At 71.4% G+C, this 26352-nt stretch carries 19 protein-coding genes; 11 read left to right on the top strand and 8 right to left on the bottom strand.

The features are described 5' to 3' along the window. The first annotated feature begins 141 nt into the window (after positions 1-141). From O7605_RS04490 to O7605_RS04480, 3 genes are all read left to right on the top strand, one after another. On the top strand, positions 142-1980 hold the full coding sequence (locus O7605_RS04490) for a 3-hydroxyacyl-CoA dehydrogenase family protein (protein WP_269738040.1): 1839 nt from the start codon (positions 142-144) through the stop codon (positions 1978-1980). A gap of 74 nt (positions 1981-2054) precedes the next feature. Next, on the top strand, positions 2055-2345 hold the full coding sequence (locus O7605_RS04485) for a hypothetical protein (RefSeq protein WP_269738708.1): 291 nt from the start codon (positions 2055-2057) through the stop codon (positions 2343-2345). Then, a complete protein-coding gene (locus O7605_RS04480) occupies positions 2342-3151 on the top strand; it encodes an alpha/beta hydrolase (RefSeq protein WP_269738039.1) in 810 nt (269 codons plus the stop codon). Before O7605_RS04485 ends, O7605_RS04480 begins: the two co-directional genes overlap by 4 nt. A 43-nt stretch (positions 3152-3194) precedes the next feature. Here O7605_RS04480 and O7605_RS04475 read toward each other — a convergent pair whose 3' ends face one another. The 3 genes from O7605_RS04475 to O7605_RS04465 all read right to left on the bottom strand — a co-directional run bounded on the left by O7605_RS04475 (position 3195) and on the right by O7605_RS04465 (position 5511). After that, the gene (locus tag O7605_RS04475; RefSeq protein WP_269738038.1) at positions 3195-4367 is read right to left on the bottom strand and encodes an AI-2E family transporter; all 1173 of its coding nucleotides are present in this window, start codon (positions 4365-4367) and stop codon (positions 3195-3197) included. Between the two features lie 170 nt (positions 4368-4537). After that, positions 4538-4720 (bottom strand): DUF397 domain-containing protein, encoded by a 183-nt coding sequence (locus tag O7605_RS04470; RefSeq protein WP_269738037.1) that lies wholly within the window; start codon positions 4718-4720, stop codon positions 4538-4540. Then, positions 4711-5511, bottom strand: a complete 801-nt coding sequence (locus O7605_RS04465) for a helix-turn-helix domain-containing protein (protein ID WP_269738036.1) — start codon at positions 5509-5511, stop codon at positions 4711-4713. Before O7605_RS04465 ends, O7605_RS04470 begins: the two co-directional genes overlap by 10 nt. Positions 5512-5796: 285 nt before the next feature. Between O7605_RS04465 and O7605_RS04460 the strand changes: the two genes are divergently transcribed. Further along, entirely contained in the window at positions 5797-6111 is a 315-nt protein-coding gene (locus tag O7605_RS04460) for a hypothetical protein (protein ID WP_269738035.1), read from the top strand. Between the two features lie 69 nt (positions 6112-6180). On the opposite strand, the gene O7605_RS04455 is transcribed toward O7605_RS04460, so the two are convergent. From O7605_RS04455 to mce, 4 genes are all read right to left on the bottom strand, one after another. Next, positions 6181-8343: a hypothetical protein gene (locus O7605_RS04455; RefSeq protein WP_269738034.1), complete on the bottom strand. Its 2163-nt coding sequence runs from the start codon at positions 8341-8343 to the stop codon at positions 6181-6183. A 168-nt stretch (positions 8344-8511) separates the two neighbouring features. Further along, positions 8512-9792 (bottom strand): DivIVA domain-containing protein, encoded by a 1281-nt coding sequence (locus O7605_RS04450; RefSeq protein WP_164447617.1) that lies wholly within the window; start codon positions 9790-9792, stop codon positions 8512-8514. A 290-nt stretch (positions 9793-10082) separates the two neighbouring features. Beyond that, positions 10083-11438 carry a crotonyl-CoA carboxylase/reductase gene (gene ccrA / locus O7605_RS04445; protein ID WP_269738033.1) on the bottom strand — a complete coding sequence of 452 codons (1356 nt, stop codon included), beginning with the start codon at positions 11436-11438 and terminating at the stop codon, positions 10083-10085. Between the two features lie 261 nt (positions 11439-11699). Next, the gene (gene mce, locus O7605_RS04440) at positions 11700-12173 is read right to left on the bottom strand and encodes a methylmalonyl-CoA epimerase (RefSeq protein ID WP_269738032.1); all 474 of its coding nucleotides are present in this window, start codon (positions 12171-12173) and stop codon (positions 11700-11702) included. Between the two features lie 61 nt (positions 12174-12234). Between mce and O7605_RS04435 the strand changes: the two genes are divergently transcribed. The 6 genes from O7605_RS04435 (at position 12235) to O7605_RS04410 (ending at position 19027) form a co-directional block, all read left to right on the top strand. Then, complete coding sequence (locus O7605_RS04435; protein ID WP_269738031.1) at positions 12235-13434, top strand: acetyl-CoA C-acetyltransferase; 1200 nt, start codon at positions 12235-12237, stop codon at positions 13432-13434. A 65-nt stretch (positions 13435-13499) separates the two neighbouring features. Beyond that, positions 13500-14435 carry a methylmalonyl Co-A mutase-associated GTPase MeaB gene (meaB, locus tag O7605_RS04430; protein ID WP_443083898.1) on the top strand — a complete coding sequence of 312 codons (936 nt, stop codon included), beginning with the start codon at positions 13500-13502 and terminating at the stop codon, positions 14433-14435. Between the two features lie 85 nt (positions 14436-14520). Continuing rightward, entirely contained in the window at positions 14521-14925 is a 405-nt protein-coding gene (locus tag O7605_RS04425; protein ID WP_269738029.1) for an Asp23/Gls24 family envelope stress response protein, read from the top strand. A gap of 104 nt (positions 14926-15029) precedes the next feature. Next, positions 15030-16718: an acyl-CoA mutase large subunit family protein gene (locus O7605_RS04420; protein ID WP_269738028.1), complete on the top strand. Its 1689-nt coding sequence runs from the start codon at positions 15030-15032 to the stop codon at positions 16716-16718. 99 nt (positions 16719-16817) lie between these two features. After that, positions 16818-17729 carry a tetratricopeptide repeat protein gene (locus O7605_RS04415; protein WP_269738027.1) on the top strand — a complete coding sequence of 304 codons (912 nt, stop codon included), beginning with the start codon at positions 16818-16820 and terminating at the stop codon, positions 17727-17729. Between the two features lie 122 nt (positions 17730-17851). Then, positions 17852-19027 carry an arginase family protein gene (locus O7605_RS04410; RefSeq protein ID WP_269738026.1) on the top strand — a complete coding sequence of 392 codons (1176 nt, stop codon included), beginning with the start codon at positions 17852-17854 and terminating at the stop codon, positions 19025-19027. 22 nt (positions 19028-19049) lie between these two features. On the opposite strand, the gene O7605_RS04405 is transcribed toward O7605_RS04410, so the two are convergent. Beyond that, the gene (locus O7605_RS04405) at positions 19050-21005 is read right to left on the bottom strand and encodes a penicillin-binding transpeptidase domain-containing protein (protein ID WP_269738025.1); all 1956 of its coding nucleotides are present in this window, start codon (positions 21003-21005) and stop codon (positions 19050-19052) included. Between the two features lie 285 nt (positions 21006-21290). Between O7605_RS04405 and O7605_RS04400 the strand changes: the two genes are divergently transcribed. Further along, positions 21291-26345 carry an NAD-glutamate dehydrogenase gene (locus O7605_RS04400; protein ID WP_269738024.1) on the top strand — a complete coding sequence of 1685 codons (5055 nt, stop codon included), beginning with the start codon at positions 21291-21293 and terminating at the stop codon, positions 26343-26345. Positions 26346-26352: the final 7 nt, after the last annotated feature.

Below are 26352 nucleotides of genomic sequence, written 5' to 3'. Positions count from 1 at the left end.
CGGGTCGGGCGGGTAAACCGGGACATCGGTGACATGTGCCACGACGCCTCGACAACGGTGCGTCACATGGCAGACTCGCGCGCATAACCTTAGCGGCCGTTAATGTCCGGCCGTGTCGCTGCCGACAGGGGAGGCCGGGTCGTGACGCGCGAGTTCACCAGCGTGGGTGTGGTGGGTCTGGGCACCATGGGTGCCGGCATCGTCGAGGTCTTCGCCCGCAACGGCATCGACGTGGTGGCCGTGGAGATCTCCGACGCCGCGCTCGACCGTGGTCGGGCCAATCTGACCGGCTCGACGGACCGGGCGGTGGCCAGGGGCAAGCTCGCCGAGGCCGACCGGGACGCGCTGCTGGGCCGGGTCACCTTCGCCGTCGGGCTGGACGCGCTGCACTCGGTGGACCTGGTGATCGAGGCGGTACCCGAGCACCTCGATCTGAAGCAGCGGCTCTTCGCCGAGCTGGATCGGGTCTGCCAGCCCGAGGCCATCCTCGCCACCAACACCTCTTCGCTGAGCGTGACCGAGATTTCCGTGGCCACCGCGCGCCCCAACCAGGTCGTCGGCATCCACTTCTTCAATCCGGCACCGGTGATGAAGCTGGTCGAGGTGGTACGCACGGTGGTCACCTCCGCCGACGTGGTGGCCGACGTGGAGGCGCTCTGCAAGCGGCTCGGCAAGGTCGACGTCACCATCAGCGACCGGGCCGGGTTCATCGCCAACGCCCTGCTCTTCGGCTACCTCAACCACGCCGTCGACCTGTTCGAGTCCCGGTACGCCACCCGCGAGGACATCGACGCGGCCATGAAGCTCGGCTGCGGACTGCCCATGGGTCCGCTCGCGCTGATGGACCTGATCGGCCTGGACACCGCGTACGAGATCCTGGACACCATGTACCGGCGTGGCGGCCGGGACCGCCGGCACGCCCCGGTGCCGTTGCTCAAGCAGATGGTGACCGCCGGGCTGCTCGGGCGGAAGTCCGGCCGGGGTTTCTACACCTACGAGCGGCCCGGCTCGCCGAAGGTCGTACCGGACGAGCAGACGCCGACCACGACGGAACCGGCGGCGTCCGACCAGGCTGTTACCAAGGTTGGCATCGGGAGCGCGAGGAGTGAGCTTGCGAGCCCCGCAGTCGTGACCAAGGTCGGCATCGTGGGTTCCGGGACCATGGCGACCGGGATCATCGAGGTCTTCGCCAACGCCGGCTACGAGGTCGTGTCGGTGACCCGGGGCGCGGAGCAGTCGGCCAAGGTCTTCGAGGCGGTGCGGACGTCGCTCAACAAGGGCGTGGTCCGAGGCCGGCTCAGCGAGGCCGACCGGGATGCCGCGCTCGGTCGGATCAACTGGTCGGCGACGCTGGACCACCTGGCCGACGTGGACCTGGTGGTCGAGTCGGTGGTCGAGGAACTCAGCGTCAAGAAGGCCCTCTTCGCCAGCCTGGACGAGACCTGCAAGCCGGGCGTGGTGCTGGCGACCACCACCTCGTCGTTGCCGGTGATCGAGCTGGCGATGGCCACCCAGCGCCCGGCCGACGTGGTGGGTCTGCACTTCTTCAACCCGGCCCCGGCGATGCCGCTGGTGGAGATCGTCCGGACGATCCGTACCTCCGCCGAGACCGTCGCCACCGCGCAGGCCGTCAGCGCCACGCTGGGCAAGACCGGGGTGGTCTGTGGCGACCGGTCCGGTTTCATCGTCAACGCGCTGCTGTTCCCGTATCTCAACGACGCGGTGCGGATGCTGGAGGCCAGCTACTCCACCACCGACGACATCGACCACGCGATGAAGCTGGGCTGCGGCTACCCGATGGGTCCGTTCGAGCTGCTCGACGTGGTGGGCCTGGACGTGGCGCTGGCCATCCAGCGGGAGCTGTACCTGGAGCTGCGCGAGCCCGGGTTCGCCCCGGCACCGCTGCTGGAGCACCTGGTCACCGCCGGCTACCTGGGCCGCAAGACCGGCCGGGGGTTCCGCGACCACACCCGCCGCTGACCGGGTCGCGCCGGCTCGACCGTACGCTTGATGACGTGAGTCCCCGTCGTAACCGTCCCCGCCGCGACGACGCGGTGCGCCTCGACGCCGAGCGCGCCCGGCACGGCGTCGCCGCGGTCCAGCAGTGGCGGGACGGGGAGTGGCAGGTGCGCGGCATCAGCGGCGGCTCGTCCACCAAGACGTACCGCTGCCCCGGTTGCGACCAGGAGATCCGGCCCGGTGTGGCGCACGTCGTGGCCTGGCCGGCGGACGGTCGGGGCGACCTCACCGACCGCCGGCACTGGCACACCGGTTGCTGGCGGGCCCGCGACCGTCGGGCCCCGGTGATCCAGCGGGGGCGGCGGAACGGGAGACTGGAGGCATGAGCGCACCGATCCGTGCCTCCTCGATCCTGCCCGGGCATCGAGAGGACATCGAGCTGCACACCGCGGACGACCTGCGGTTGGTCGGCGAGCTGGCCCGCCCGGTCGACCGGGAACCGGCCGCGACCCTGGTCTGTCTGCATCCGTTGCCGACCCACGGCGGAATGATGGACAGCCACGTGTTCCGCAAGGCGGCCTGGCGGCTGCCCGCCCTGGCCGACGTGGCCGTGCTCAGGTTCAACACCCGGGGCACCAGCAGTGTGCGCGGCACCAGCGAGGGCAGCTTCGACTCCGCCGTCGGCGAGCGCTTCGACGTCGCCGCCGCCATCGAGTACGCCGAGTTCCACGAACTGCCGAACGTCTGGTTGCTGGGTTGGTCGTTCGGCACCGACCTGGCGCTGCGCTACGGCTGCGACCCGGCGGTGACCGGCGCGATCCTGCTGTCCCCGCCGCTGCGCTACTCCGGCCCGTCCGACCTGGCCCAGTGGGCCGAGTCGGGCAAACCAGTCACCGCCCTGGTGCCGGAGTTCGACGACTATCTGCGCCCGGAGCAGGCCCGCGAGCGGTTCGCGGCGATCCCGCAGGCGGAGGTGGTCGGTGTGCCCGGTGCCAAGCACCTCTGGGTCGGTGACGCCGAGACCGTGCTGGACGAGGTGGTGCGGCGGGTCAACCCGGCGGCGCCGGTGCCGCTGCCGACCACCTGGGACGGCCCGATGGAGACCGGCGACGCCAGCGCGTACGCCGACCGGACGGTCGCCGCGTTCGCCGACGTCCCGGTGTCGGGCCCACCACAGCGCCAGGCCGACTGAACCGCGCTGGCGGCCTCTGCCGGTTCGCCCTGGCCCGGCAGGGTCAGCGGGCGTCCTGGCGGGGGAGGACCACCTCGCGGAGGATGAGCTGGATGGCGGCGACCGTCGGGATGGCGATCAGCGCGCCGATCACCCCCACCAGCGCGACCCCGAGCAGCGCGGCCACCAGCGCGGCGACCTCGTTCACCTGCACCGACCGCCGCATGATCTTGGGATAGATGAGGTAGTTCTCGACCTGCTGGTAGACCACGAAGAAGATCACGCAGGCGATGCCGACCGAGGGATCGGTGGCGAAGCCGACCAGGCTGACGATCACCGCACCGAGGGTGGCGCCGATCTGCGGGATGAGGTCGGTCACCGCGACCACCACCGCCAGGGCGAACGGGTACGGCAGGCCGACGACCAGCGCGAACACGAAGGTGCTCGCCCCGGCCAGCACGGCGATGGCGAGCGCGCCCACCATGTACGCCCCGACCTTGGTCAGGATCTCGTCACCGATCAGCTGCACCCGCTGCCGACGGGAACGCGGCACCAACGCGTACCCGAGGTTGCGGAGCCGGTCGAAGTAGACCAGGAAGTAGATGGTCAGCACCAGCACGGTGAGCACCCGGAAGACGGTGCCGAACACCAGCTGTGCCCCGCCGAGCACCCCGCCCAACGCCCGGCCGATCATGTCCGCGCTGGTCGCCTCCTGGGCGCGGCGCATCAGGTCGAACTGCTCGACCAGGTCGTTCACCGTCTCGTTGCGGCGCAGCGACTCCAGGTAGCTCGGCAACTGCTCGACGAACTGCCCGGACTGGGTGACGATGGGTGGCACCAGCGCCAGCACCCCGGCCGCCAGCAGCGCCAGCACGATCAGCACGACCGTCGCCACGGCCAACCCGCGCGGAAACCCCCAGGACCGCAACCGGACCACCGCCGGGTGCAGGCCCACCGCGAGGAAGAGCGCGATCACCACCAGGACCAGGATCCCCGCGGCGTTGCGCACCCCCAGATAGACCGCGTACGCGAGCAGTACGCCGAGCGCACCGGTGAATCCGACCAGGAAGCTGTTGCGGCGCAGCGGTCGCCCGGGGGTGCCGAAGCGGCCGGCATCGGCACCTACCGGACGCTGCTGCGGCGCGCCGGTCGCCTCGTCGGCCCCTGGCGGCTTCGAGTCGTGCTGCTCCCGCTCGGCCGGTCTCGGCTCGGCCTCATCGGGTTCGTGTTGCGCCATCAGGTCTCCCCGTCGGCTGTTCCGGCGGTGCCGCCGGGTCGAAATGAGCCTGCCGGGCCGGCGAGCCGGCGGCCCTGTTCGGCAGGGTAGTGCCGTCGCCCCGCAGTGCTGGTGCGGGCACGCTGTCGAGCTGAGGGCGTGGGTGGTTCAGCGCGAGCGGCTGGGGCGAGTCAGGTCCGCTTGAGCGTTGCGACGAAGGACCGCCAGGTCGACGGGGTGAACGCGAGCACCGGGCCCCGCCGGTCCTTGCTGTCCCGGACGGCCACCAGGCCGGGCAGGTTGTCGGCCACCTCCACGCAGTCGGTGTTGCCGCTGCGGGTGGCGGTGCGCCAGGTCGCGCCGTTCAGGGCCATGACTTCACCATCTCGTTGAGGAGTGCGATCGACTGCTGGCGGGACAGTGCCTCGTTGCGCACCGTCTCCCAGCGCGCCAACAGGGTAGCCAGATTCGCCTCGTTGTCGGTCGGCGCGGCGGTCAGTTGGGTCTCCTGGCTCGCCACCCAGCCGCCGTCCGCGTCCCTGGCCAACGAGAACGGCCCGGACAGGCCGATATGCAGCCCGACGCTGAGCGGTACGACGTGGACGCTCACGCTCGGGCGCTCGGCGCAGGCGATCAGGTGCTCGATCTGGTGCCCCATGAGCGTCCGGAAGCGCTCGTCCCGCCGGTGCAGGATCGCCTCGTCGACGACCGCGACGAGCTGCGGCGGGTCGGGCTGGTCGAGGATGGCCTGCCGGTCCAGCCGGGCGGCCACCCGCTGCTCGACCTCGTCGTCGCTGAGCAGGTCGTCGCAACGGATCACCGCGCGGGCGTAGCCCTCGGTCTGGAGCAGCGCGGGGACCAGCGTCGGCTGGAAGACCCGCAGCTGCCGGGCCTGGCGTTCGGCGTCCAGCCAGGGCAGAAACCAGGACGGCTGCCCCTCCCGCTCGGCGATCCGCAGCAGCGACCCCAGCAGGCCGCCGGAGGTCAGCACCTCGTCGGCCCGGGCCAGGAGCTGGCGATCGTACGGCCGGGCGCCGGTCTCCACGGCGGAGACCATCGACGCCGAGTAGTGCACCAGTTTCCCGAACTCCTCCTGGCTCAACCCGGCGGTGACGCGTAGCCGGCGTAGCTGGGACCGGATCAGGTCCGCCGTGGTCTGCTCCACACTGCCTCCACAATCGCCGGCCGAGAACCACTCGGCATTCCCCGGCGGCCTCCGCATCCCGCACCAGGGCCACCACCAGCCTCGATGCCTTCCGACAGTAGTGGTCCCGTCACCAGACTGTCAGCCATGCCGGATTCGTTCGTTGCCCGGAGGGCGCGGACGGGTTCAGGCGGGGGCCGCCCGCAATCCCCCTGTGGGCGGCCCTTTTCGAACCCGCTCCGGGTGCGGCTGTCGCTGCCCTGGCCACGACAGCCGCACCCGGGAGCCGTCCTTGCGGAGCTTGCTGTGTCACTTGAGCGCGCGGCCCGGCCAGGTCGACCGCCACACACGCCGTTGCGGCCGACCTGGTGCTGCCGTACCGACGGGCAGCCCTGGCCCTGCGGGGAGGCGCGACTGGTGCTGCGGGCGGAGTACAAAGACAACCTGACCGGTCTGTCCGTCTACCTCGCCGGCCTGATGCACGAAGCCATGCGCGACCTGTACCACCTCAACCCGCACGACGCCCCCACGCCGCAGGCCCTCTTCTCCCGCTTCCTCACCTGGACCCGACCCCGCCACCACCCCCCACCCGCCCGCCGATCATGCAGTTGTGGTGGTTGACTTGTCCGCAGTGGACCGCTTTGTAACCGCCACAACTGCATGATCGCCGCTGGGGTCGGCTGGGCGGCGTCAGTCGGAGGTGACTGTGCTGGGCTTGGCGGTCCGCTCGTCGGTGGTCGGCTTGGTGGGGCGCTTGCCGTTCTCGCCGGTGCTGGTGATCTTCGTCGGGGTGGCACCTCGGCCACCCTCGCCGGGAACCGCCGCCACCGTCGGCTCGCCGTCCAGTCCTTCGCTCGCGGTGCCGCCGTCGGCGCTCGTGGGCTCGGCCGCCGGCCGGGTCGGCGACGAGTCCTCGACAGTGGTGACCGGCTCCGCCACCGGCTTCGTCGCCGGCCGGGCATCGTCCCCGCCCGGACGGTCACCGGTCCGGCCGCCCGCCGCCGGGGCATCGTCGCCGGAGGGTCGAGCACCGTTCGCTGAGACGCCGACGGGGCGTGCCCCGTTCGTGGCCGAAGCTGCCACCGCAGGCGCGGCCGACGCGGCGGGAGCCGAGGTAGCCTGGAGCCGCAGGCCGAGCAGCTTGCGCTCCAGCTCGTCGGACTCCTGCCGGGACTTCCACGTCTCCTGGCGCAGGTCGGCGAGCTGCTGCTGGGCCTTGGCGATCTCCAACATCACCTGGGCGAGCTGCTGCCGGCTGGCCGCCGCCTCCTGCTGGGTGGCGGCGAGGTGCTGCTGGGTGGTGGCCAGGTGCTGCTGCGTGGTGGCCGCGTACTCCTCGAACTGGCGGCGGGACGCCGCGACGTGCTCGTCCGCCTCGCGCCGCACGGCGGTGACGTGCTCGTCGGCCTCCCGCCGGGTGGTGTCGGCGTACTCGTCGGCGTCGCGTCGGACGGTGGCGACGTACTCGTCGGCCTCGCCTCGCTTCGTGGTCGACTCGGTCTCCGCCTGGCGCAGCAGCTCACCGGCCTGCTCCTCGGCCTGCCCGCGTAGCGCGGCGGCATCCCGCTCGGCGGCCTGGCGGATCTGGTCGGCGCCCTGCTCGATCTCGTTCTTCCGCGCGGTGTACTCCGACTCGAGCTGGGACCTGCGGCTCTCGAAGCCGGACTCCAGCTCGGCGGTACGGGTGCGGATCCGCTCGTCCAGCTCGGCGTTGCGGGTCTTGTACTGCTTCTCGAGCTGATCGCGGCGGGCGGTGAACTCGCGTTCGACGGTGGCCTTGCGCTCGGTCAGCTCCCGGTCGGCCGCCTCGCGTCGGCTGTTCACCTCCTTCTCCACCCCGGCCCGCCAGGCGCCCAGCTCCTGCTGCGCCTGCGCCCGGGCGTGCTGCACGTACGCCTCGGTCTCGCCGCGCATCCGCTGGGCGTACGCCTCGGTCTCGGCGCGGGTGCGCTTGGCCGCCTCGGTCGCCTGGGTGCTCAGCCGCTCGGCCTCCTGACGGGCCTTGTTACGGGCGGCCCGGCCAGCCTCGGCGGCGTCGTCGATGATCTGCTTGGCCTCCTGCTGGGCCTTGGCATGGGTGGCCCGGCCCGCCTCGGTGGCCTGGTCGACCAGCCGTCGCGCCTCCTGCTGGGCGTTCGCGTGCACCTCTTTGGCGGCGTCGCGCAGCTGGGTCGCCTCCTGCTGGGCGGTGGCGAGCGCCTCGCGGGCCGCGTCGCGCAGCTTGGTCGCCTCCTGCTGGGCCCGACTGTGGATCTCCTTGGCCGCGTCCCGTAGCTGGGTGGCCTCCTGCTGCGCCCGGTCCAGGGCCTCCTGGGCGGCCTTGCGCAGCCGGGCGGCCTCCTCCTTCGCCGACTTCGCGGCGGCCTCCGACTCGGCCCGGCGAGCGGCGGCCTGCCGCTCCTCCTCGGCCCGGCGGGCGGCCAGGGCGATCTCGAAGTCCTTGAGCGCGGTGGCCGCCGCGACGCGAGCCTCCTCGATGATGTGCTCGGCGGCGGCCCGCCGGGCCTCGATCTCCTCGTTGGCGGCGGAGAGGATGTCCTCGGCCTGCTCCTCGGCCAGCGTCAGGATCTGCTCCACCCGTGGCCCGAGATGCCGGAAGGCGGCTCGGTCGACGACCCCGACCTGCTTGCGCACCTGGGCGAGGTCACGTTGCAGCACCTCGACCTGACCGGCCAGCTTGTGGATCTGGGTGTACGCCTGTTCCCGCTCGGCCGCGAGCGCGGCGATCTCGTGCTCCGCACGAGCGACGTATCGGTCGACCTGTCGTTTCTCGTACCCCCGCAGGGCGGACTCGAAGCTGGGCTCCGTGGTCACGTCCCCGCCGAGCGCGAACAGTTCCTCGCCGTGCGACATGCCCCCATCCTCACACGCATCAGGCCCTCCTGGGGCGATACGGACGCCGTGGATTGGAGGTACTTCACACGGATCGCGGCGGGTGTGGGACGCATGACGGCGTGAGGTGCCACCGGTGTCCCGGTGTCACCTCACGCCGTAAATTCATGCCCCGGTACGGGAGGCGGCTCAGCTGGCCGACTCGGCGGCGACGGGCTTCTCGGAGCCCTCCGCCTTGGTGTCCTCCGCCTTCGTGGCCTCGACCTTGGCGACCACCGCGTCGGCCACCCCCGGCACCAGACCGGCGAGGCCGGCGAGGCTGGACCGGATCTGGACGAGCTGGGCGGTGACGGCATCCTTCTGCCGGGTGAGGTCCTCGACCTCGCGGCTGGCCGCCTGGGTGGTCAGCTCGGCCTCGGTGCGGGCCTCGCTGAGCAGCCGCTGCGACTCGGCGCGCGCCTCGTTGAGCGTCCGCTCGGCCAGGGCCTTGGCCTTCTCCACCGTCTCGGTGGCGTTGCGCTCCGACTCGACCCGGCGGGCCTCGGCGCGCTGCTCGATCTCCTTGGCCCGGTCCTGCGCGGCGCGGGCCCGCTGCTCGGCCTCGTTGACCAGCTTCTGGGTCTGCGCGACCTGGGCGGCGTGCCGCTCCGACTCCTCGCGCTCGGCCTTCTCCCGCCGCTCCGCGAGCTGCAACTCCAGAGCCTGGAGATCCTTGTCGCGCTTGTCGCGGGCGTCGGTGAGCAGCTTGGTCGCCTCGGCGCGCTTCTCCTCGGCCTCGCGGGCGGCCTTGGCCCGCTGCTGGGTGATCTCGCGCTCGGCGGTGGCCCGCAGGGTGGCCACCTCGCGCTCCACGGTGGACTTCAGCTCGGCGACCTCGTGGGCGGTCACCGTACGCAGCTGCTTGGTCTCCCGATCCGCGTCGGCGCGCAGCGTGTCGGCCTCGCGTCGGGCCTGGACGCGCACCTCGGCGGCCTCGCGCTCGGCGGCGGTGCGGACGTTGCCGGCCTCCCGCTCGGCGGTCGCCTTCATGGCCGCGGCCTCGGCACGCGCCTTGTCGGTGATCTCCCGCGCCTCGAGGCGGGCGGCGGAGAGGATGCCCTCCGACTCGCGCTTGGCCTCGTTGCGGTGGTCGTTGGCCTGCTCCTCGGCGAGCCGGAGGATCTGCTCGACCCGGGTGCCGAGGCCGGACAGCGTGGGCCGGCTGTTCTCCTCCAGCTGCTTGCTGGTGTCGGTGAGCTTCTGCTCAAGGGCGGTGAGCCGCTGCTCGGACTGCCGGAGCCGGCGCTGCGCGTCGTTGAGCGCCTGCTCGGCGTCGGCGCGGTCCTTGTTGGCCTGGCTCAGCGCGGCGTTGAGCCGGCCGATGAAGTCGTCGACCTGACCGGTGTTGTATCCGCGCAGGCCAACCGTGAAATCTGGCTGCGAGTTCGCGTTATCGAAGAACGCGAGAGGGGAGGACTGCTGCTGGGGCATTGGGACATACTGGCAGACTCCCTGGGGTGCTTCGCAAGAGCGTGCCGCCCTTTGCCGTCCGCATTACATGGTCAACTCCGGGCGGTGGTCGGCCACCGGGTCGACAGGCGATCTTGCCAGCTCCGGGGCGAGCCGGATGGCACGGAGCGTGACGTGGAAAAGGGCCGTGGCGGGATCGCGCACGGCCCCTTTGTTTCCGCGTCGCTCTCTCACACGAATGGGCGTCAGGCCGCCCGTGTGGAAAGCCAATCGGCGATCACCGAATGGCCACCGGCGCCTCGGCCGTCAGGTCAGCGCCCACGGAACCGGTTGATGGCCTCGACGTGGCGGGCGCGTAGCTCGGGGTCGCGTACGCCCAGTCCGTCCGCAGGGGCCAGACAGCGCACGCCGACCTTGCCCTGGTGGGCGTTGCGGTGCACCTCGTACGCGGCCTGGCCGGTCCGCTCCAGCGGGTACGTCCTCGACACGGTGGGGTGGATCCTCCCCAGCGCCACCAGCCGGTTGGCCTCCCACGCCTCGCGGTAGTTGGCGAAGTGACTGCCCACGATCCGCTTCAGGTGCATCCACAGGTAGCGGTTGTCGTACTGGTGCAGGAAGCCACTCGTGGAGGCGCAGGTGACGACGGTGCCACCGCGCTTGGCGACGTAGACGCTGGCACCGAAGGTCTCCCGGCCCGGGTGTTCGAAGACGATGTCCGGGTCCTCGCCGCCGGTGAGCTCCCGGATCCGCTCGCCGAAGCGGCGCCACTCGTCCGGATTCTGGGTCTCCTCGTCCGACCAGAACCGGAAGCCCTCGGCGGAGCGGTCGATGACCAGCTCGGCACCCATCCGTCGACACAGCTCCGCCTTCTCCGCGGAGGAGACGACACAGACCGGGATGGCGCCGCCGTTGAGCGCCAACTGGGTGGCGTAGCCGCCCAGCCCGCCCGAGGCGCCCCAGATCAGCACCACGTCGCCCTGCTTCATGTTCGCGCCGTGGTGCGACACCAACTGCCGGTACGCGGTCGAGTTGACCAGCCCGGGGCTGGCCGCCTCCTCCCAGCTCAGGTGCGCCGGCTTGGGCATCAGCTGGTTGGCCTTGACCACGGCCAGCTCGGCCAGGCCACCGAAGTTGGTCTCGAACCCCCAGATCCGTTGCTGCGGGTCGAGCATCGTGTCGTCGTGACCGGCCGCGTCCTCCAGCTCGACCGACAGGCAGTGGGCCACCACCTCGTCGCCCGGACGCCAGCGGCTCACCCCGGCACCGACCCGGAGCACCACTCCCGCCGCGTCGGAACCGACCACGTGGTACGGCAGGTCGTGCCGACGGGCCAGCTCAGAGGTGCGGCCGTAGCGGGTGAGAAACCTGAAGGTGGACAGCGGCTCGAAGATGCTGGTCCAGACGGTGTTGTAGTTGATGGCGCTGGCCATCACCGCGACGAGCGCCTCTCCCGGGCCGAGTTCCGGCGTCGGCACCTCCTGCAGGTGCAGGGCCTTGCGGGGGTCCTTGTCCCGGGTGGCCATGCCGTCGAACATCCCGGTCTCCCCGGCCCGGACGACCACGCCCCGGTAGCTCTCCGGTACCGGCAGCCCGGCGACGCCGGCCAACTCGCGCGCCGGGTCGGCCGACCCGTCCGCGGCCATGATGGCTTCGAGAATCTCCTGCACGGTGACCTCCGGTTCTCGCCGCGTCGGCGGCGGGCCTGGGGCTGCCATCGTCGACGCCGTTCGGCGGCCGTCACCATGTCGGCCGCCGCCACATACCGCGCCACCGGGCTACCTGTGAGGCCGGAGGTTACTGAACGGTAGCTAAGGCTGGAAGCCTCCTGTGAGAAAGTGCATCGGCCACTGCGCGGAGGTGCGTGCCTGCCCGGGCAAGCGCACACCTCCGTGCTCGCGGCTCGTCAGGTCGGGTGGGCGCGGGCCGGGTCAGTGGGACGCGGCCGGTTGCACCAGTTCGATCAATACGCCGCCGGCGTCCTTCGGGTGCACGAAGTTGATCCGGGAGTCGGCGGTGCCGCGCTTCGGGGTCTCGTAGAGCAGCCGTACGCCACGCTCGCGCAGCGCCGCGCAGGCCGCGTCGATGTCGGTCACCGTGTACGCCACCTGCTGAACGCCCGGCCCGTTGCGGTCCAGGAACTTCGCGATCGTCGACTGCGGGGTCAGCGGCGCGAGCAGTTGCACGCAACCGCCCTCGGCGCTCGGCCCGACCGTCAACATCGCCTCCCGGACGCCCTGCTCGGCGTTGGTCTCGGTGTGCACGCAGCGCATCCCGAACGTGCGCTGATAGAAGTCGATGGCGACGTCGAGGTCGGGCACCGCGATCCCGACATGGTCGATGCGGCGCAGCCCGATGTCTGTGACATAGTCGGCAGCGGGCTCGGCGGGGGAGTTCTCAGGCATGACGTTAGTCTGGCCGAACATTCGTTAAGGCGTACAGTGCGGCATCCCCTCGGAGGCAGGTATGGCTTCGGTGATCGTCAGCGGCGCGCGGACCCCGATGGGGCGCCTGCTGGGCAACCTCAAGGACCTACCGGCGACCAAACTCGGCGGCATCGCCATCTCCGCCGCGCTCGAACGGGCGGGAGTCGCACCCGACCAGGTGCAGTACGTGATCATGGGCCAGGTGCTCCAGGCCGGCACCGGGCAGATCCCCGCCCGGCAGGCGGCCGTCGAGGCCGGCATCCCGATGTCCGTACCGGCCCTGACGATCAACAAGGTCTGCCTCTCCGGTCTCGACGCGATCGCCCTGGCCGACCAGCTGATCCGGGCCGGCGAGTTCGACATCGTGGTGGCCGGCGGCATGGAGTCGATGACCAACGCCCCGCACCTGCTGCTCGGTCAGCGTGCCGGCTACAAGTACGGCGACGTGGTGATCAAGGACCACATGGCACTCGACGGGCTGACCGACGCCTGGGACTGCTGCTCGATGGGTGAGTCCACCGAGCGGCACGGCGGCACCCGCGGCATCACCCGCCAGGAGCAGGACGAGTTCGCGGCCGGCAGCCACCAGCGCGCCGCCGCCGCCCAGAAGAACGGCCACTTCGCCGAGGAGATCACCCCGGTGGTCATCCCGCAGCGCAAGGGTGACCCGCTGGTGATCAGCGAGGACGAGGGCATCCGGCCGGACACCACCGCCGAGTCCCTGGCCAAGCTCCGTCCGGCGTTCACCTCCGACGGCACCATCACCGCCGGCAGTTCCTCGCCGATCTCCGACGGCGCCGCCGCCGTGGTGGTGATGAGCAAGGCGAAGGCCAAGGAGCTGGGTCTGGCCTGGCTGGCCGAGGTGGGAGCGCACGGCAACGTGGCGGGTCCGGACAACTCCCTGCACTCGCAGCCGTCCAACGCCATCCAGCACGCCCTGCGCAAGGGTGGCCTGGCCGTCTCCGACCTCGACCTGATCGAGATCAACGAGGCGTTCGCCCAGGTGGGCATCCAGTCGATCCGTGACCTCGGCGTCAGCCCGGACAAGGTCAACGTCAACGGCGGCGCGATCGCGCTCGGCCACCCGATCGGCATGTCCGGTGCCCGGCTCGTGCTCACCCTCGCGCTGGAACTCAAGCGGCGTGGCGGCGGCACCGGCGCGGCCGCGCTGTGCGGCGGCGGGGGCCAGGGCGACGCGCTCATCATCCACGTGCCCGACCCCAGCGAAACCGATCTGTGAGCGAGTCGGACACCCGCGTCCCGGCGGCGGCGACCGGTTCGGTGCGCCGCAGCCGGGACGTACCGATGCTCGTCGAACGGGCCCGCGACGGTGACCCCCGCGCGGTCGCCCGGCTGATCACCCTGGTCGAGTCGGGCGACGGGACCGTGCCGGCGATCGCCGCGGCGCTCGCCCCGTACACCGGACGGGCCCAGGTGGTGGGCCTGACCGGTTCGCCGGGGGTGGGCAAGTCCACCACCACGAACGAGCTGGTCCGGGCCCTACGCGCGCACGGTCACCGGGTGGGGGTGCTGGCCATCGACCCGTCCAGTCCGTTCACCGGCGGCGCGATCCTCGGTGACCGGGTTCGGATGCAGGACCATGCCACCGACCCGGGCGTCTACATCCGCTCGATGTCCAGCCGAGGGCATCTCGGTGGGCTGTCGGCGGCCACCCCGCAGGCGGTGCGGGTGCTGGAGGGCGCCGGTTGCGACGTGGTGCTCGTGGAGACCGTCGGCGTCGGGCAGGCGGAGGTCGAGGTGGCCTCCCTGGCCGACACCACGCTGGTGCTGCTCGCGCCCGGAATGGGCGACGCGATCCAGGCGGTGAAGGCCGGCATCCTGGAGATCGCCGACGTCTTCGTGGTCAACAAGGCCGACCGGGACGGCGCCGACGCCACGGTCCGCGACATCCAGGGCATGATCGCCCTCGGCGAGCGTGGGCCGGGCCAGTGGCGTCCGCAGGTGGTGCGGACGATCGCCGCGCGTGGTGAGGGCATCGACGACGTCGCCGCCGCGATCGACAAGCACCGCGCCTGGCTGGTCGAGCACGACGAGCTGCGCCGGCGGCGCGAGGCACGGGCCGCCGCCGAGGTCGAGGCGATCGCGCTGGGCGTGCTCCGCTCCCGGATCGGCTCGCTGCGCGACGGTACGCAGCTGCCCGCGCTCGCCGCCGAGGTGGCGGCCGGTGCCACCGATCCGTACGCGGCAGCCGAGGCGTTGCTGGCTCAGCTCTCCGGATGACCGCGTCCACTGCGGACCGCCGGAGACGGTTAGGCTCGCACCGCCGCGCGGTTGCGCGGCTGCCGCGACGGCCGCTGGGGGACGCATGGATCACGAGATGACGCAGGAGCTGGCGATGACGCCGGACGCGGTGGCGGGCGGGCGCACCCACATCTCGGACGAGGTGGTGGAGAAGATCGCGGTGGCGGCGGCGAAGTCGGTGCCCGGCGTGGTCGAGCTGGGTGGCGACATCGCCCGGTTCTTCAACGCGGTGCTCGACCGGGTGGGGCTCGACCAGGTCGGCGACGCGCGGCGGGGGTGCTCGGCGCACGTGACGAACGGCGGTGCCGTGATCAACCTGGTGCTCGTGACCGACGCCGGGCATCCGGTGCCCGAGGTGACCACGGCGGTGCGGGTCGCGGTGACCAGGGCGGTGGAGGCGTACGGGCTGCGGGTCGACGAGATCAACATCCGGGTGGACGACGTGGCCATCGACGGTCCCGCCGGCTGAGTTCGCGCAGCTCGGGTTACCGGTCGGTACGAACTACCTTATCGATCGTTCAGGCAGGGGCTCTACACTCGATCGCAGTCGAGGACTCGAGGAGGAGCCCGGGGATGAACGCCGACGACATCGCGGCCGGGCGGGCCCGCTGGCAGGCCCGCTACGACTCCGCGCGCAAGCGGGACGCCGACTTCACCACGCTCTCCGGGATGCCCGTCGAGCCGGTCTACGGTCCGCCGGAGGGCGTCGCGTACCCGGGCTTCGAGCGGATCGGCTGGCCCGGGGAGTTCCCCTACACCCGGGGCCTGCACCCGACCGGCTACCGGGGGCGGACCTGGACCATCCGCCAGTTCGCCGGGTTCGGCAACGCCCGGCAGACGAACGAGCGCTACAAGATGATCCTGGGCGCCGGTGGCGGCGGGCTCTCGGTCGCCTTCGACATGCCCACCCTGATGGGGCGCGACTCCGACGACCCGCAGTCGCTCGGCGAGGTGGGCCACTGCGGGGTGGCGGTGGACAGCGCCGCCGACATGGAGGTGCTCTTCGACGGCATCGACCTGGCCGGGGTGACCACGAGCATGACCATCTCCGGCCCGGCGGTGCCGGTGTTCTGCATGTACCTGGTCGCCGCCGAGCGTCAGGGTGCCGACCTGTCGAGCCTCGACGGGACGTTGCAGACCGACATCTTCAAGGAGTACATCGCGCAGAAGGAGTGGCTGTTCGACCCGGAGCCGCACCTGCGCCTGATCGGCGACCTGATGGAGTACTGCGCGGCCGAGATCCCGCGCTACAAGCCGCTGTCGGTCTCCGGGTACCACATCCGGGAGGCCGGCTCGACGGCGGCGCAGGAGCTGGCGTACACCCTGGCCGACGGCTTCGGCTACGTCGAACTCGGGCTGTCGCGTGGGCTCGACGTCAACGTCTTCGCCCCCGGGCTGAGCTTCTTCTTCGACTCGCACGTCGACTTCTTCGAGGAGATCGCCAAGTTCCGGGCCGCCCGCCGGATCTGGGCCCGCTGGTTGCGTGACGTCTACGGCGCCACCAGTGAGAAGGCGCTCTGGCTGCGGTTCCACACCCAGACCGCCGGCGTGTCGCTGACCGCGCAGCAGCCGGTCAACAACGTGGTACGCACCGCCGTCGAGGCGCTCGCCGCGGTGCTCGGTGGCACCAACTCGCTGCACACCAACGCCCTGGACGAGACCCTCGCCCTGCCCACCGACTCCTCCGCCGAGATCGCCCTGCGTACCCAGCAGGTGCTGATGGAGGAGATCGGGGTGACGAACGTGGCCGACCCGCTGGGCGGCTCCTGGTACGTCGAGGCGCTCACCGACCGGATCGAGGCCGAGGCGGAGGAGATCTTCGCCCGGATCCGCGCGCTCGGTGGCGACGGCCCGCACCAGATCGGGCCGATGACCTCCGGCATCCTGCGGGGCATCGAGGACGGCTGGTTCACCGGACAGATCGCCGAGGCCGCGTTCGCGTACCAGCAGGCGCTGGAGAAGGGCGACAAGAAGATCGTCGGCGTCAACTGCCACACCGGTACGGTCGCCAAGGAGTTGGAGATCCTGCGCATCTCGCACGAGGTGGAGGTGGAACAGCGCCGGACACTGGCCGAGCGCAAGCGCGCTCGGGACGAGGGCCGGGTGCGTGCCGCGGTCGAGGCGATGGTGGCGGTGAGCCGTACCGGGGGGAACATGATCCCGGCGATGCTGGACGCCGTCCGGGCGGAGGCGACGCTGGGCGAGATCTGCGACGCGCTGCGGGCCGAATGGGGCGTTTACCGCGAGCCCGCACGGTTCTGACCTTCGGCCCACCAGGGCGGCTGGGCAGGGGTGACAGTGGCAACTGCGCGGGCCGAGGCTGATCCGAGTTCGGCGGACTGCGTGCGAGACTAGACAACCATGAGCGACCCACGGATCACCTCGTCGATCTTCACCCGCGGCGCGGTCGACCTCAGCGCGCTGCGCACCCCTGCCCCCAGTTCCACACCGGCTCCGGTCCAGGCCGGCCCGCCCGCCGGGGCACCCGGCGGCGCCGTCGGCGGGGTCACCGTCATCGACGTGACCGAGGCGACCTTCCAGTCCGAGGTCCTGGAGCGCTCGCTGACCACACCCGTCGTGATCGACTTCTGGGCCGAGTGGTGTCAGCCCTGCAAGCAGCTCTCCCCGGTGCTGGAACGGCTGGCGGTGGAGGGTGGCGGCGCCTGGGTGCTCGCCAAGGTCGACGTGGACGCCAACCCGCGGCTCGCGCAGATGTTCCGGGTCCAGGGCATCCCGATGGTGTACGCGGTGGTCGGCGGGCAGCCCGTCGACGCCTTCTCCGGCGTGGTGCCCGAGGCGCAGCTGCGCCAGTGGATCCAGGCCGTGCTCAAGGCCGGCGGGGTGAGCGTGACCGAGCCGGAGGATCCACGGCTCGACGAGGCGGACGACGCGCTGATGAGCGGCGACCTGGACGCCGCCGAGCAGGCGTACCGGAAGATCCTCGCCGAAACCCCGGCGGACGCCGCCGCCGAGGCCGGGCTGGCCCAGGTGGGACTCGCCCGCCGGGTGGCCGGCGCCGATCCGCAGGCCGCGCTCACCGCCGCGGCGGCCAAACCCGACGACGTCGACGCCCAACTGCTCGCCGCCGACATCGAGGTGCTCAGCGGTCTGGCCGATCAGGCGTACCAGCGCCTGGTCGGGTTGGTCCGCCGCACCGCGGGTGACGACCGGGAGAAGGTACGCCAGCACCTGGTCGGCCTGTTCGCCATCGCCGGCCCGGACGACCCCGCCGTCGCCTCGGCCCGTCGGGCCTTGGCCAGCGCCCTGTTCTGAGTACCTGCCACGCCAGCGCGGGCCGGCGTGTCGCCGGCCCGCCTCCACCCCAGGAGGACGGGAGCTTCAGTGAGCGCGAGGAGTGAGCTTGCGAGCCCCGCAGTCGCGAACGAAGGCGGCCCATGATGCGCCGGATCGCCGTCCTCGACGCGCCGAGCAACCTCGGCCTGCGCCCGCCCACGCCCACCTCCGTTCCCGGCTGCGGGAAGGCACCCGGTGCGCTCCGGGACCAGGGGCTGCTGCCCCGGTTGCGGGCCCGCGACGCGGGCTGCCTGACCCCGCCCCGCTACGACGCCGGTGACTGGCGACCCGGCGACGGCGTCTGCCACGCGCGCGAGATCGCCGACTACTCGGCGGCACTGGCCGACCGGATCGGCGCGATCATCGACCGGGGCGAGTTTCCCGTGGTCCTCGGCGGTGACTGCTCGATCCTGCTCGGCTCGGCGCTGGCCATGCACCGGCTCGGCGAGGCGGTAGGTGGCCGGATCGGGCTGGTCTTCGTCGACGGCCACTCCGACTTCCGGCACCCCGGGAACGCGTCGTACGTGGGTGCGGCGGCGGGTGAGGACCTCGCCCTGGTCACCGGCCGGGGCCAGGCCGACCTGGCGGGCATCGAGGGACGGCGACCCTACTTCCGGGACGTCGACGTGGTGGTGCTCGGCATCCGCGCCCAGGACGAGTACCGGCTCGACCTGCAGGCCGCCGGGATCATCACCCGACCGGTGCCGGCGCTGCGCGCCGAGGGTGCGGCGCGTACCGCCCAGTGGGCGCACGAGCAACTGGCCGACTGCGCCGGCTACTGGGTGCACGTCGACGTGGACGTGCTCGACCCCGCCGTGATGCCGGCGGTCGACGCGCCCGACCCGGGTGGCATCGCCTTCGCCGAGCTGGAGATCCTGCTCGCCGGTCTGGTCGACACCCCGCACTGCCTCGGCGTCGAGCTGACCGTCTTCGACCCCGACTACGACCCGGACGGCGGGTACGCCGCGGAGATCGTCAACACCGTGGTGTCCGGCCTGCGGCCGGTGACCGCCCCCGGCTCGGCGCCCTCCCGGCTGCGTGCCGAGCAGGCGCCGGCTCCCGCTCCCGAGCCGCGCCGGAGCATCGATCAGCTCGGCCCACCGGACGCACCGGCACCGGTCCACGGCGGTCAGCTCCACGACGATGCCGCGAGCGGCGCCGACGTGTCCGACGGTGGCCCGGCTGACCCTGACCTGGCCGACGGTGACCTGGGCGGCGCGGGTGTCTCGACGGAGACCACCCGTCCGGCGACCGCCACCGGCGGGCCGGCCGCCTGATTCCGCACGACCGCTGGGTCGCTCAGTCGGCCAGGGCACGCAGGAAGCGCTCGGCGATCGGTACCGCGGTGCCGCTGCCCGAGCCGCCCTTCTCGACGAAGACGGCGAACGCGACGTCGCCCTGCCAGCCGACGAACCAGGCGTGGGTGTTCTCCGGGTTGTCGTCGTACTCGGCGGTGCCGGTCTTGCCGTGCACCGGCTCACCCGGCACGTCCCGCAGGGCGGTCCCGGAGCCGCTGGTGACCACCTCGCGCATCATCTCCTGGACCGCCGTCACCGCCTCGGGCTGCAACTGCGGCCCGGGCTCGGCGGCCCGTTCCGGCGCGGGATCCACGAGCAGCTGCGGTGGCAGGAACCTGCCCCGGGCCACCGCCGCGGTCGCCGCCGCCATGGCCAGCGGGCTGACCACAGTCGTACCCTGACCGATCGCCGCGGCGGCCTGTTCGGTGGCGCCGCCGTTCGCCGAGACCTTGCCGGTGAACGCGTCCAGGCCCAGGTCGCCCCACTCGCCTTCCAGGCCGAGGGTGCGTCCGGCGACGGCCAGGCCGTCCGCGCCCAGCTGGGGGGCGAGCGCGGCGAAGGCGGTGTTGCACGACTTGGCGAAGTCGGTGCGGAACGGCACCTCGCCGAGGGCGAAGTCGTCGGAGTTCTTGAAGGCGCGCCCGTCCACGACGAACCGCTTCGGGCAGGCGACGGTGGTGTCGGGGGTGACCGCGCCGCGCTCGATCAGCCCGAACGCGCTGACCATCTTGAAGGTCGAACCGGGTGGCACCTGCGCGGTGAAGGCCAGGTTCTCCCCGGTGGCGCCGGGGCCGTTGGCGGCGGCGAGCACGGCACCGTCGGTGATCCGAACGGCCACCAGGGCGGCCCGCCGGCGTTCCGCGCGCAGCGCCCGGTCCGCGGCGTTCTGGGTGGCCACGTCGAGGGTGGTGCGAACCGGCTGGCCGGGCTGGGGTTCGCTGCGGAACACCTCGGTGCCGGTCGACTCGACGGTGCCGTCCGGCCCGGCCCGGTTGATGACGACGGCCAGGCCCGGTACGCCACGCAACCGTTCGTCCCAGCGGCCCTGCAGCCCACCGTGACCGACGAGGTCGCCGGGGGAGTAGCGGTCGGGATGGTTGGCGAGGTCCTCGGCGTACGCGGGGTCGACGGTGCCGAGCACCGCCCGGGCGAACTCGCGGGTGGGTGCGAGGTCCAGCTTGTCGGTCGGGAACTTCGTCCCGGACAGGGGGTAGATGCGGGACTTGATCTGTCGGTACGCCTCGTCGCGCAGGGTGACCACCTCGACGAACGCGTCCGGTTTCGCCTCCTTCAGCCGCTTCGGCAGGTCCGACAGGTCGACGGGCGGGGTGATCGCCGGCCGGATGGCGCGGAACGCGCTGTCCAGTTCGCGGATCATGGCCTTGACGTCGGTCACCTCGTTGGGCTGCAACCCCACCCGGACCACGTCGCGGGGCGCCACGATCGGCTCACCGGCGCCGTCGAGCACGGTGGCCCGGGTGGCCCGGTCCCGCCGCAGTCCCAGCCGATCGCCGCGGGTGAGCTGTTCCTGGACGATCTGCGGCTCCCAGATGACCTGCCACTGGTCGTCGCGGCCCTGGGTCAGCCGCACCGGCCGGTCGTACGCCCACCTCGTCCCGCCCGGTAGCGTCCACTCCGCCCGGACGCTGGCGGTGGCGGTGTTCTGGACGACCTCGGGGTCGCCCTGGCGGGTCAGCGTGAGCGGCGCGTCGACGAGCTCGCCGGAAAGCTCCCGGATCTCCTGGACGACGGTGCCGGCGGAGATCTTCGCGCCGGTCGGGTCGACGAAGCCGACCGCGTTCAGGTCGCCCTTACGCCAACCCTCCAGGAAGGCGTCGACGGTGCGCTGCGGGCCGTCCGCACCGGAGCAGGCGACCAGGCCGGCCGCTACGACCAGGCAGGTGGCGGCGACGGCCAGTGGCGACCGGCTGCGGCGGTGTCGGCGCGGAACGAACATCTGTGCTTCCTCCAGGTCGGCTGCTCCGCACGCTAGTACGCCGGCGGGCCGGCCACTGCCCCGCTGGTCCTGGCCAGGCGAAAAGACGGTCTCGTGACGGTGTGATGAACAACATCAGGCGGGGTACTCCGAACCCGGTCGAACCTCGTACCGCAACGGGGTGAAAGGACGGCGTCGGAGATCCGGACGTCCGGCCGGTGGTCCGCCGACGGAAGTACCGATCGGTCGGCCTAGGCTTGGCGGCAGAGTGACCCACAGCGTTGTGGGTCGAGGGGAGTGGCACCGATGGACCGGCGTCCGGCGATCAAACCGGAACCCGACCTCCGGCAGGTTGACACCGGCCGGGACGACAGTTTCGACACGGCGACCGACGGGAACGGTTTCGGTCGGCTAGACACAGGCGCGACCGGAATGACCGGTTCGAGCATCGACACCCTCTACGATCTGGGACTGCCGCCGGAGGCGCTCGCCGACGACGCGGAGGACACCGAGTTCGACGAGCCGGTGCCCAACGCCGAGCGACTCGTGGCCCAGGCCGTGTCGCTTGCCGGCGACGACCACGACGCGGCGACCCTGGTGGGCAGGTTCTGGCGGTTCGCGCCGGACGAGGAGCTGATCGGGTTCACCGCCGAGGAGATGCTCGACGCCGCCCGTGCGCACCGGGAGCTGGCCCGGCAGCGGGTGCCGGGCGAGTTGAAGCTGCGGATCCACTCGCCCGACGCGGAGCAGCACCACAGCGTCGTCGAGATCGTCACCGACGACATGCCGTTCCTGGTCGATTCGGTGACCGCCCTGCTCAACACCCACCACCTGGACGTCCACCTGCTCGTGCACCCGCTGGTCGTGGTGCGTCGGGAGCCGTTGGGGCGGCTGGTCGAGGTCGCCGCCGACGTGGAACCGGACGACGCGATCTCCGGTGACCTGGTCGAGAGCTGGATGCGGATCGAGATCGACCCGGTCCGCGACCCGGAGGAGCGGGACAAGCTGCGCCGGGAGCTGCAGCGGGTGCTGACCGACGTGCGGGAGGCGGTCGAGGACTGGCCGAAGATGCGCCAGCGCGCCCTCGCCCTGGCCGACGAGTTGGCCGCCGCGCGGACCAGTGACAACCGGCCACCGGTGCCGGAGAAGGACATCACCGACTCGGTCGAGCTGCTGCGTTGGCTCGCGCACGACCACTTCACCTTCCTCGGCTACCGGGAGTACCGGCTGGTGCCGAACTCGGCGGCGGACGGGCCGGCGTTGGAGGCGGTGCTCGGCACCGGGCTGGGCATCCTGCGCCAGGACTCGCCGGAGGCGCGGGCGCTGTCCTCGATGACGCCCGAGGCGCACGAGAAGGTCACCGAGAAGCGCCTGTTGATCATCACCAAGGCGAACTCGCGGGCCACCGTGCACCGATCGGCGTACCTCGACTACATCGGCTTCAAGATCTTCGACGAGAACGGCGAGGTGGTGGGCGAGCGCCGTTTCCTCGGCCTGTTCTCCACCGCCGCGTACCGGACCAGCGTCCAGGAGCTGCCGGTGGTCCGGCGCAAGGTCGCCGAGGTGCTGGACCGGTCGGGCCTGAGCCTGCGCAGCCACTCCGGCAAGGATCTGATGCAGATCCTGGAGACGTACCCGCGCGACGAGCTGTTCCAGATCAAGACCGACGACCTGTACCACGCGGTCATCGGGGTGCTGCGGATGGCCGGTCGCCGGCAGTTGCGGGTCTTCCTGCGCCGGGACGCGTACGGGCGGTTCATCTCCTGTCTGATCTATCTACCCCGGGACCGGTTCACCACCCAGAACCGGCTGCGGATGCAGGACATCCTGCTGCGTGAGCTGAACGGGGTCGGGGTGGACTACACCACCCGGGTGACCGAGTCGATGCTGGCCCGGGTGCACTTCATCGTGCGTACCGACCCGACGAGCCCGCCCGGTGACATCGACGCCGACCTGCTGGCCGAGGAGTTGGCCGACGCGACCCGGTTGTGGGACGACGACTACCGGCTGGTGCTGGAACGCAAGCTCGGCGACGAGCAGGCCAAGCACCTGTTCGGCCGGTACGCCGACGCGTTCCCGGAGGGCTACAAGGACGGGCACACGCCGTACGAGGCGATGAAGGACCTGGCCAAGCTGGAGCTGCTGGAGGAGCCCGGCCAGCTGGAGATGCACCTGTTCCGCAAGCAGTTGGCGCCGCGTGCCGGTAGCCGGGGTCCGGACGTCGACGAGTCGATGGACGTGCGGTTCAAGGTGTACCGCTACGGCGAGCCGATGATGCTCTCGGCGGTGCTGCCGGTGTTGCACTCGCTCGGCGTGAAGGTGGTCGACGAGCACCCGTACGAGGTGGAGCGGGTCGACGGCCGGATCTGGCTGTACGACTTCGGGCTACGACTGCCCGAGGGGCACCAGCAACTGGCCGAGGTACGCCCGCACGTGGAGAACGCCTTCGCGGCGGCGTGGCGGGGCGAGGCCGAGGTGGACCGCTTCAACGAGCTGGTGCTGCTCGCCGGGCTGACCTGGCGTCAGGTGGTGGTGCTCCGGGCGTACGCGAAGTATCTGCGGCAGACCGGCACGGTGTTCTCGCAGGACTACATGGAGTCGACCTTCATCGCGTACCCGCACCTGGCCACGCTGCTGGTGCAGCTGTTCGAGGCGCGGTTCGAGCCGGGCCCGGTCGCCGCCGAGCAGCGCCAGCGACGTGGCGCCGAGCTGGTGGCCGAGATCCGTACCGCGCTCGACGACGTGGCCAGCCTGGACCAGGACCGGATCCTGCGCTCGTACCTGAACCTGATCCAGGCCACCCTGCGGACCAGCTTCTACCAGCGGCCGGTGGGCGGGCGACCGAAGCCGTACGTGGCGTTCAAGCTCGATCCGCAGGCGATACCCGAGCTGCCCGCGCCCCGACCGAAGTTCGAGATCTTCGTGTACTCGCCCCGGTTCGAGGGTGTGCACCTGCGGTTCGGGCCGGTGGCCCGGGGCGGCCTGCGCTGGTCCGACCGGCGGGAGGACTTCCGTACCGAGGTGCTCGGCCTGGTGAAGGCGCAGATGGTGAAGAACGCCGTCATCGTGCCGGTGGGTGCCAAGGGCGGCTTCGTGCTCAAGCAGAAGCCGGGTGACCGGGACGAGGCGGTGACCTGCTACCAGGAGTTCGTCTCGGCGCTGCTGGACGTCACCGACAACATCGTGGCCGGTGAGATCGTGCCGCCCGACGACGTGGTCCGCCACGACGGTGACGACCCGTACATGGTGGTGGCGGCGGACAAGGGCACCGCGACCTTCTCCGACACCGCCAACGAGATCTCGACGGCGCACAACTTCTGGCTGGGCGACGCCTTCGCCTCCGGCGGCTCGGCCGGCTACGACCACAAGAAGATGGGCATCACCGCCCGGGGCGCGTGGGAGTCGGTCAAGCGGCACTTCCGGGAGATGGGGCACGACACCCAGAGCCAGGACTTCACCGTGGCCGGCGTCGGTGACATGTCCGGTGACGTGTTCGGCAACGGCATGCTGCTGTCGGAGCACATCCGGCTGGTGGCCGCCTTCGACCACCGGCACATCTTCCTGGACCCGGACCCGGACCCGGCCACCTCTTACGCGGAACGGAGGCGGCTGTTCGAACTGACCCGGTCCACCTGGGAGGACTACAACGCCGAGCTGATCTCCGCCGGTGGCGGTATCCACCCGCGTACGGCGAAGTCGGTGCCGATCTCGCCACAGGTCCGTGCCGTGCTCGGGCTCGACGACGACGTCGACCAGTTGAGCCCGCAGGAGTTGATGAAGGCCATCCTCACCGCACCGGTCGATCTGTTCTGGAACGGCGGCATCGGTACCTACGTGAAGGCGTCCAGCGAGACCAACGCCCAGGTCGGCGACAAGTCCAACGACGCGATCCGGGTGGACGGTCGCAGCCTGCGCTGCCGGGTGGTCGGTGAGGGTGGCAACCTCGGCTTCACCCAGCACGGCCGGATCGAGTACGCCCAGGCGGGCGGTCGGATGTACACCGACTTCATCGACAACGCGGCCGGAGTGGACTGCTCCGACCACGAGGTGAACATCAAGATCCTGCTGAACACCGCGGTCGCCGACGGCGAGCTGACCATTCCCGAGCGGGACGAGCTGCTCGCCCGGATGACCGACGAGGTCGCGGAGCTGGTGCTGCGGGACAACTACGACCAGGCCCGGGCGATCAACAACTCTCAGGCGCAGGCCACCTCGCTGCTCCCGGTGCACCGCCGGATGATCACAGAGCTGGAGCGCGCCGGAGTGCTGGACCGGTCGCTGGAGGCGCTGCCGCCGGACGAGGAACTGGCGGTACGCACCGAGTCCGGACTGACCGCGCCGGAGTTCGCCGTGCTGTTGGCGTACGTGAAGATCGCCCTGGAGAAGGAGATCCTCACCGACGCGCTGCCCGACGAGGAGTGGACCGGCGAGGTGCTGGTCAACTACTTCCCGACGCCGATGCGGCAGCGGTTCGCCGACCGGATGAACCGGCACCGGTTGCGCCGCGACATCGTGACCACGGTGCTGGTCAACGAGGCGATCAACCGGGGTGGGATCTCGTTCGTCTTCCGGGTGGTGGAGGAGACCGCCGCCACGGCGGCGGACGTGATCCGGGCGTACGTGGTGGTCCGTGAGGTCTTCGGACTGCGCGAGCTGTGGGACGCGGTCGAGGCGCTGGACAACCGGATCGATCCGGAGTTGCAGACGAACGTCTACCTGGACACCCGACGCCTGCTCGACCGGGCGGTCCGGTGGCTGGTGACCAACCGCCGCTCGCCGCTCGACGTGCCGGCGGAGATCGCCCGACTGCGGGACGGGATCGCCCGGCTGCTGCCCGGGATGGAGACGCTCTTCTACGGCAGCGAACGCGAGTCGATCGCGGCCCACATCGACTCCATGACCGAGCGTGGGGTGCCGCGTGAGCTGGCCGAGCGCAGCACCCGCCTGATGTACAGCTTCGGTCTGCTGGACGTGGTGGAGACCGCCGCGAGCACCGGACGGGACGTCGGCGAGGTCGCCTCGGTCTACTTCGTGCTCTCCGACCGGTTCCGGGTGGACTCGTTGCTGTCGAAGATCTCCCTGCTGCCACGCGAGGACCGGTGGCAGACGCTGGCGCGGATGGCGTTGCGGTACGACCTGTACGCCGCGCTCGCCGCCCTCACCGCGGAGGTGCTGGACTCCACGCCGGGCGACCTGCCGCCGCAGGAGCGGGTACAGCAGTGGGAGCAGTCGAACGCCACGTCGATCCACCGCGCCGAACGGGCGATGGGCGAGTTCGACGAGTCCCGCGCCGACCTGGCGGCCCTGTCGGTCCTCCTCCGCCAGATCCGCACCCTGGTCCGCACCTCCGCCGCCAACTGACCACCCC

This window comes from Verrucosispora sp. WMMA2121, assembly GCF_027460185.1.
In the GTDB taxonomy this organism is placed as follows: Bacteria; Actinomycetota; Actinomycetes; order Mycobacteriales; family Micromonosporaceae; genus Micromonospora; species Micromonospora palythoicola.
This window is presented reverse-complemented; position numbering and strand designations above follow the sequence as displayed.

Coding starts and splice junctions, on each gene's coding strand:
- O7605_RS04480 (WP_269738039.1), top strand. CDS start 2,342: ATGAGCGCACCGATCCGTGCCTCCTCGATCCTGCCCGGGCATCGAGAG.
- O7605_RS04475 (WP_269738038.1), bottom strand. CDS start 4,367: ATGGCGCAACACGAACCCGATGAGGCCGAGCCGAGACCGGCCGAGCGG.
- O7605_RS04470 (WP_269738037.1), bottom strand. CDS start 4,720: ATGGCCCTGAACGGCGCGACCTGGCGCACCGCCACCCGCAGCGGCAAC.
- O7605_RS04455 (WP_269738034.1), bottom strand. CDS start 8,343: ATGTCGCACGGCGAGGAACTGTTCGCGCTCGGCGGGGACGTGACCACG.
- O7605_RS04450 (WP_164447617.1), bottom strand. CDS start 9,792: ATGCCCCAGCAGCAGTCCTCCCCTCTCGCGTTCTTCGATAACGCGAAC.
- mce (WP_269738032.1), bottom strand. CDS start 12,173: ATGCCTGAGAACTCCCCCGCCGAGCCCGCTGCCGACTATGTCACAGAC.
- O7605_RS04435 (WP_269738031.1), top strand. CDS start 12,235: ATGGCTTCGGTGATCGTCAGCGGCGCGCGGACCCCGATGGGGCGCCTG.
- meaB (WP_443083898.1), top strand. CDS start 13,500: ATGCTCGTCGAACGGGCCCGCGACGGTGACCCCCGCGCGGTCGCCCGG.
- O7605_RS04425 (WP_269738029.1), top strand. CDS start 14,521: ATGGATCACGAGATGACGCAGGAGCTGGCGATGACGCCGGACGCGGTG.
- O7605_RS04420 (WP_269738028.1), top strand. CDS start 15,030: ATGAACGCCGACGACATCGCGGCCGGGCGGGCCCGCTGGCAGGCCCGC.
- O7605_RS04415 (WP_269738027.1), top strand. CDS start 16,818: ATGAGCGACCCACGGATCACCTCGTCGATCTTCACCCGCGGCGCGGTC.
- O7605_RS04410 (WP_269738026.1), top strand. CDS start 17,852: ATGATGCGCCGGATCGCCGTCCTCGACGCGCCGAGCAACCTCGGCCTG.
- O7605_RS04405 (WP_269738025.1), bottom strand. CDS start 21,005: ATGTTCGTTCCGCGCCGACACCGCCGCAGCCGGTCGCCACTGGCCGTC.
- O7605_RS04400 (WP_269738024.1), top strand. CDS start 21,291: ATGGACCGGCGTCCGGCGATCAAACCGGAACCCGACCTCCGGCAGGTT.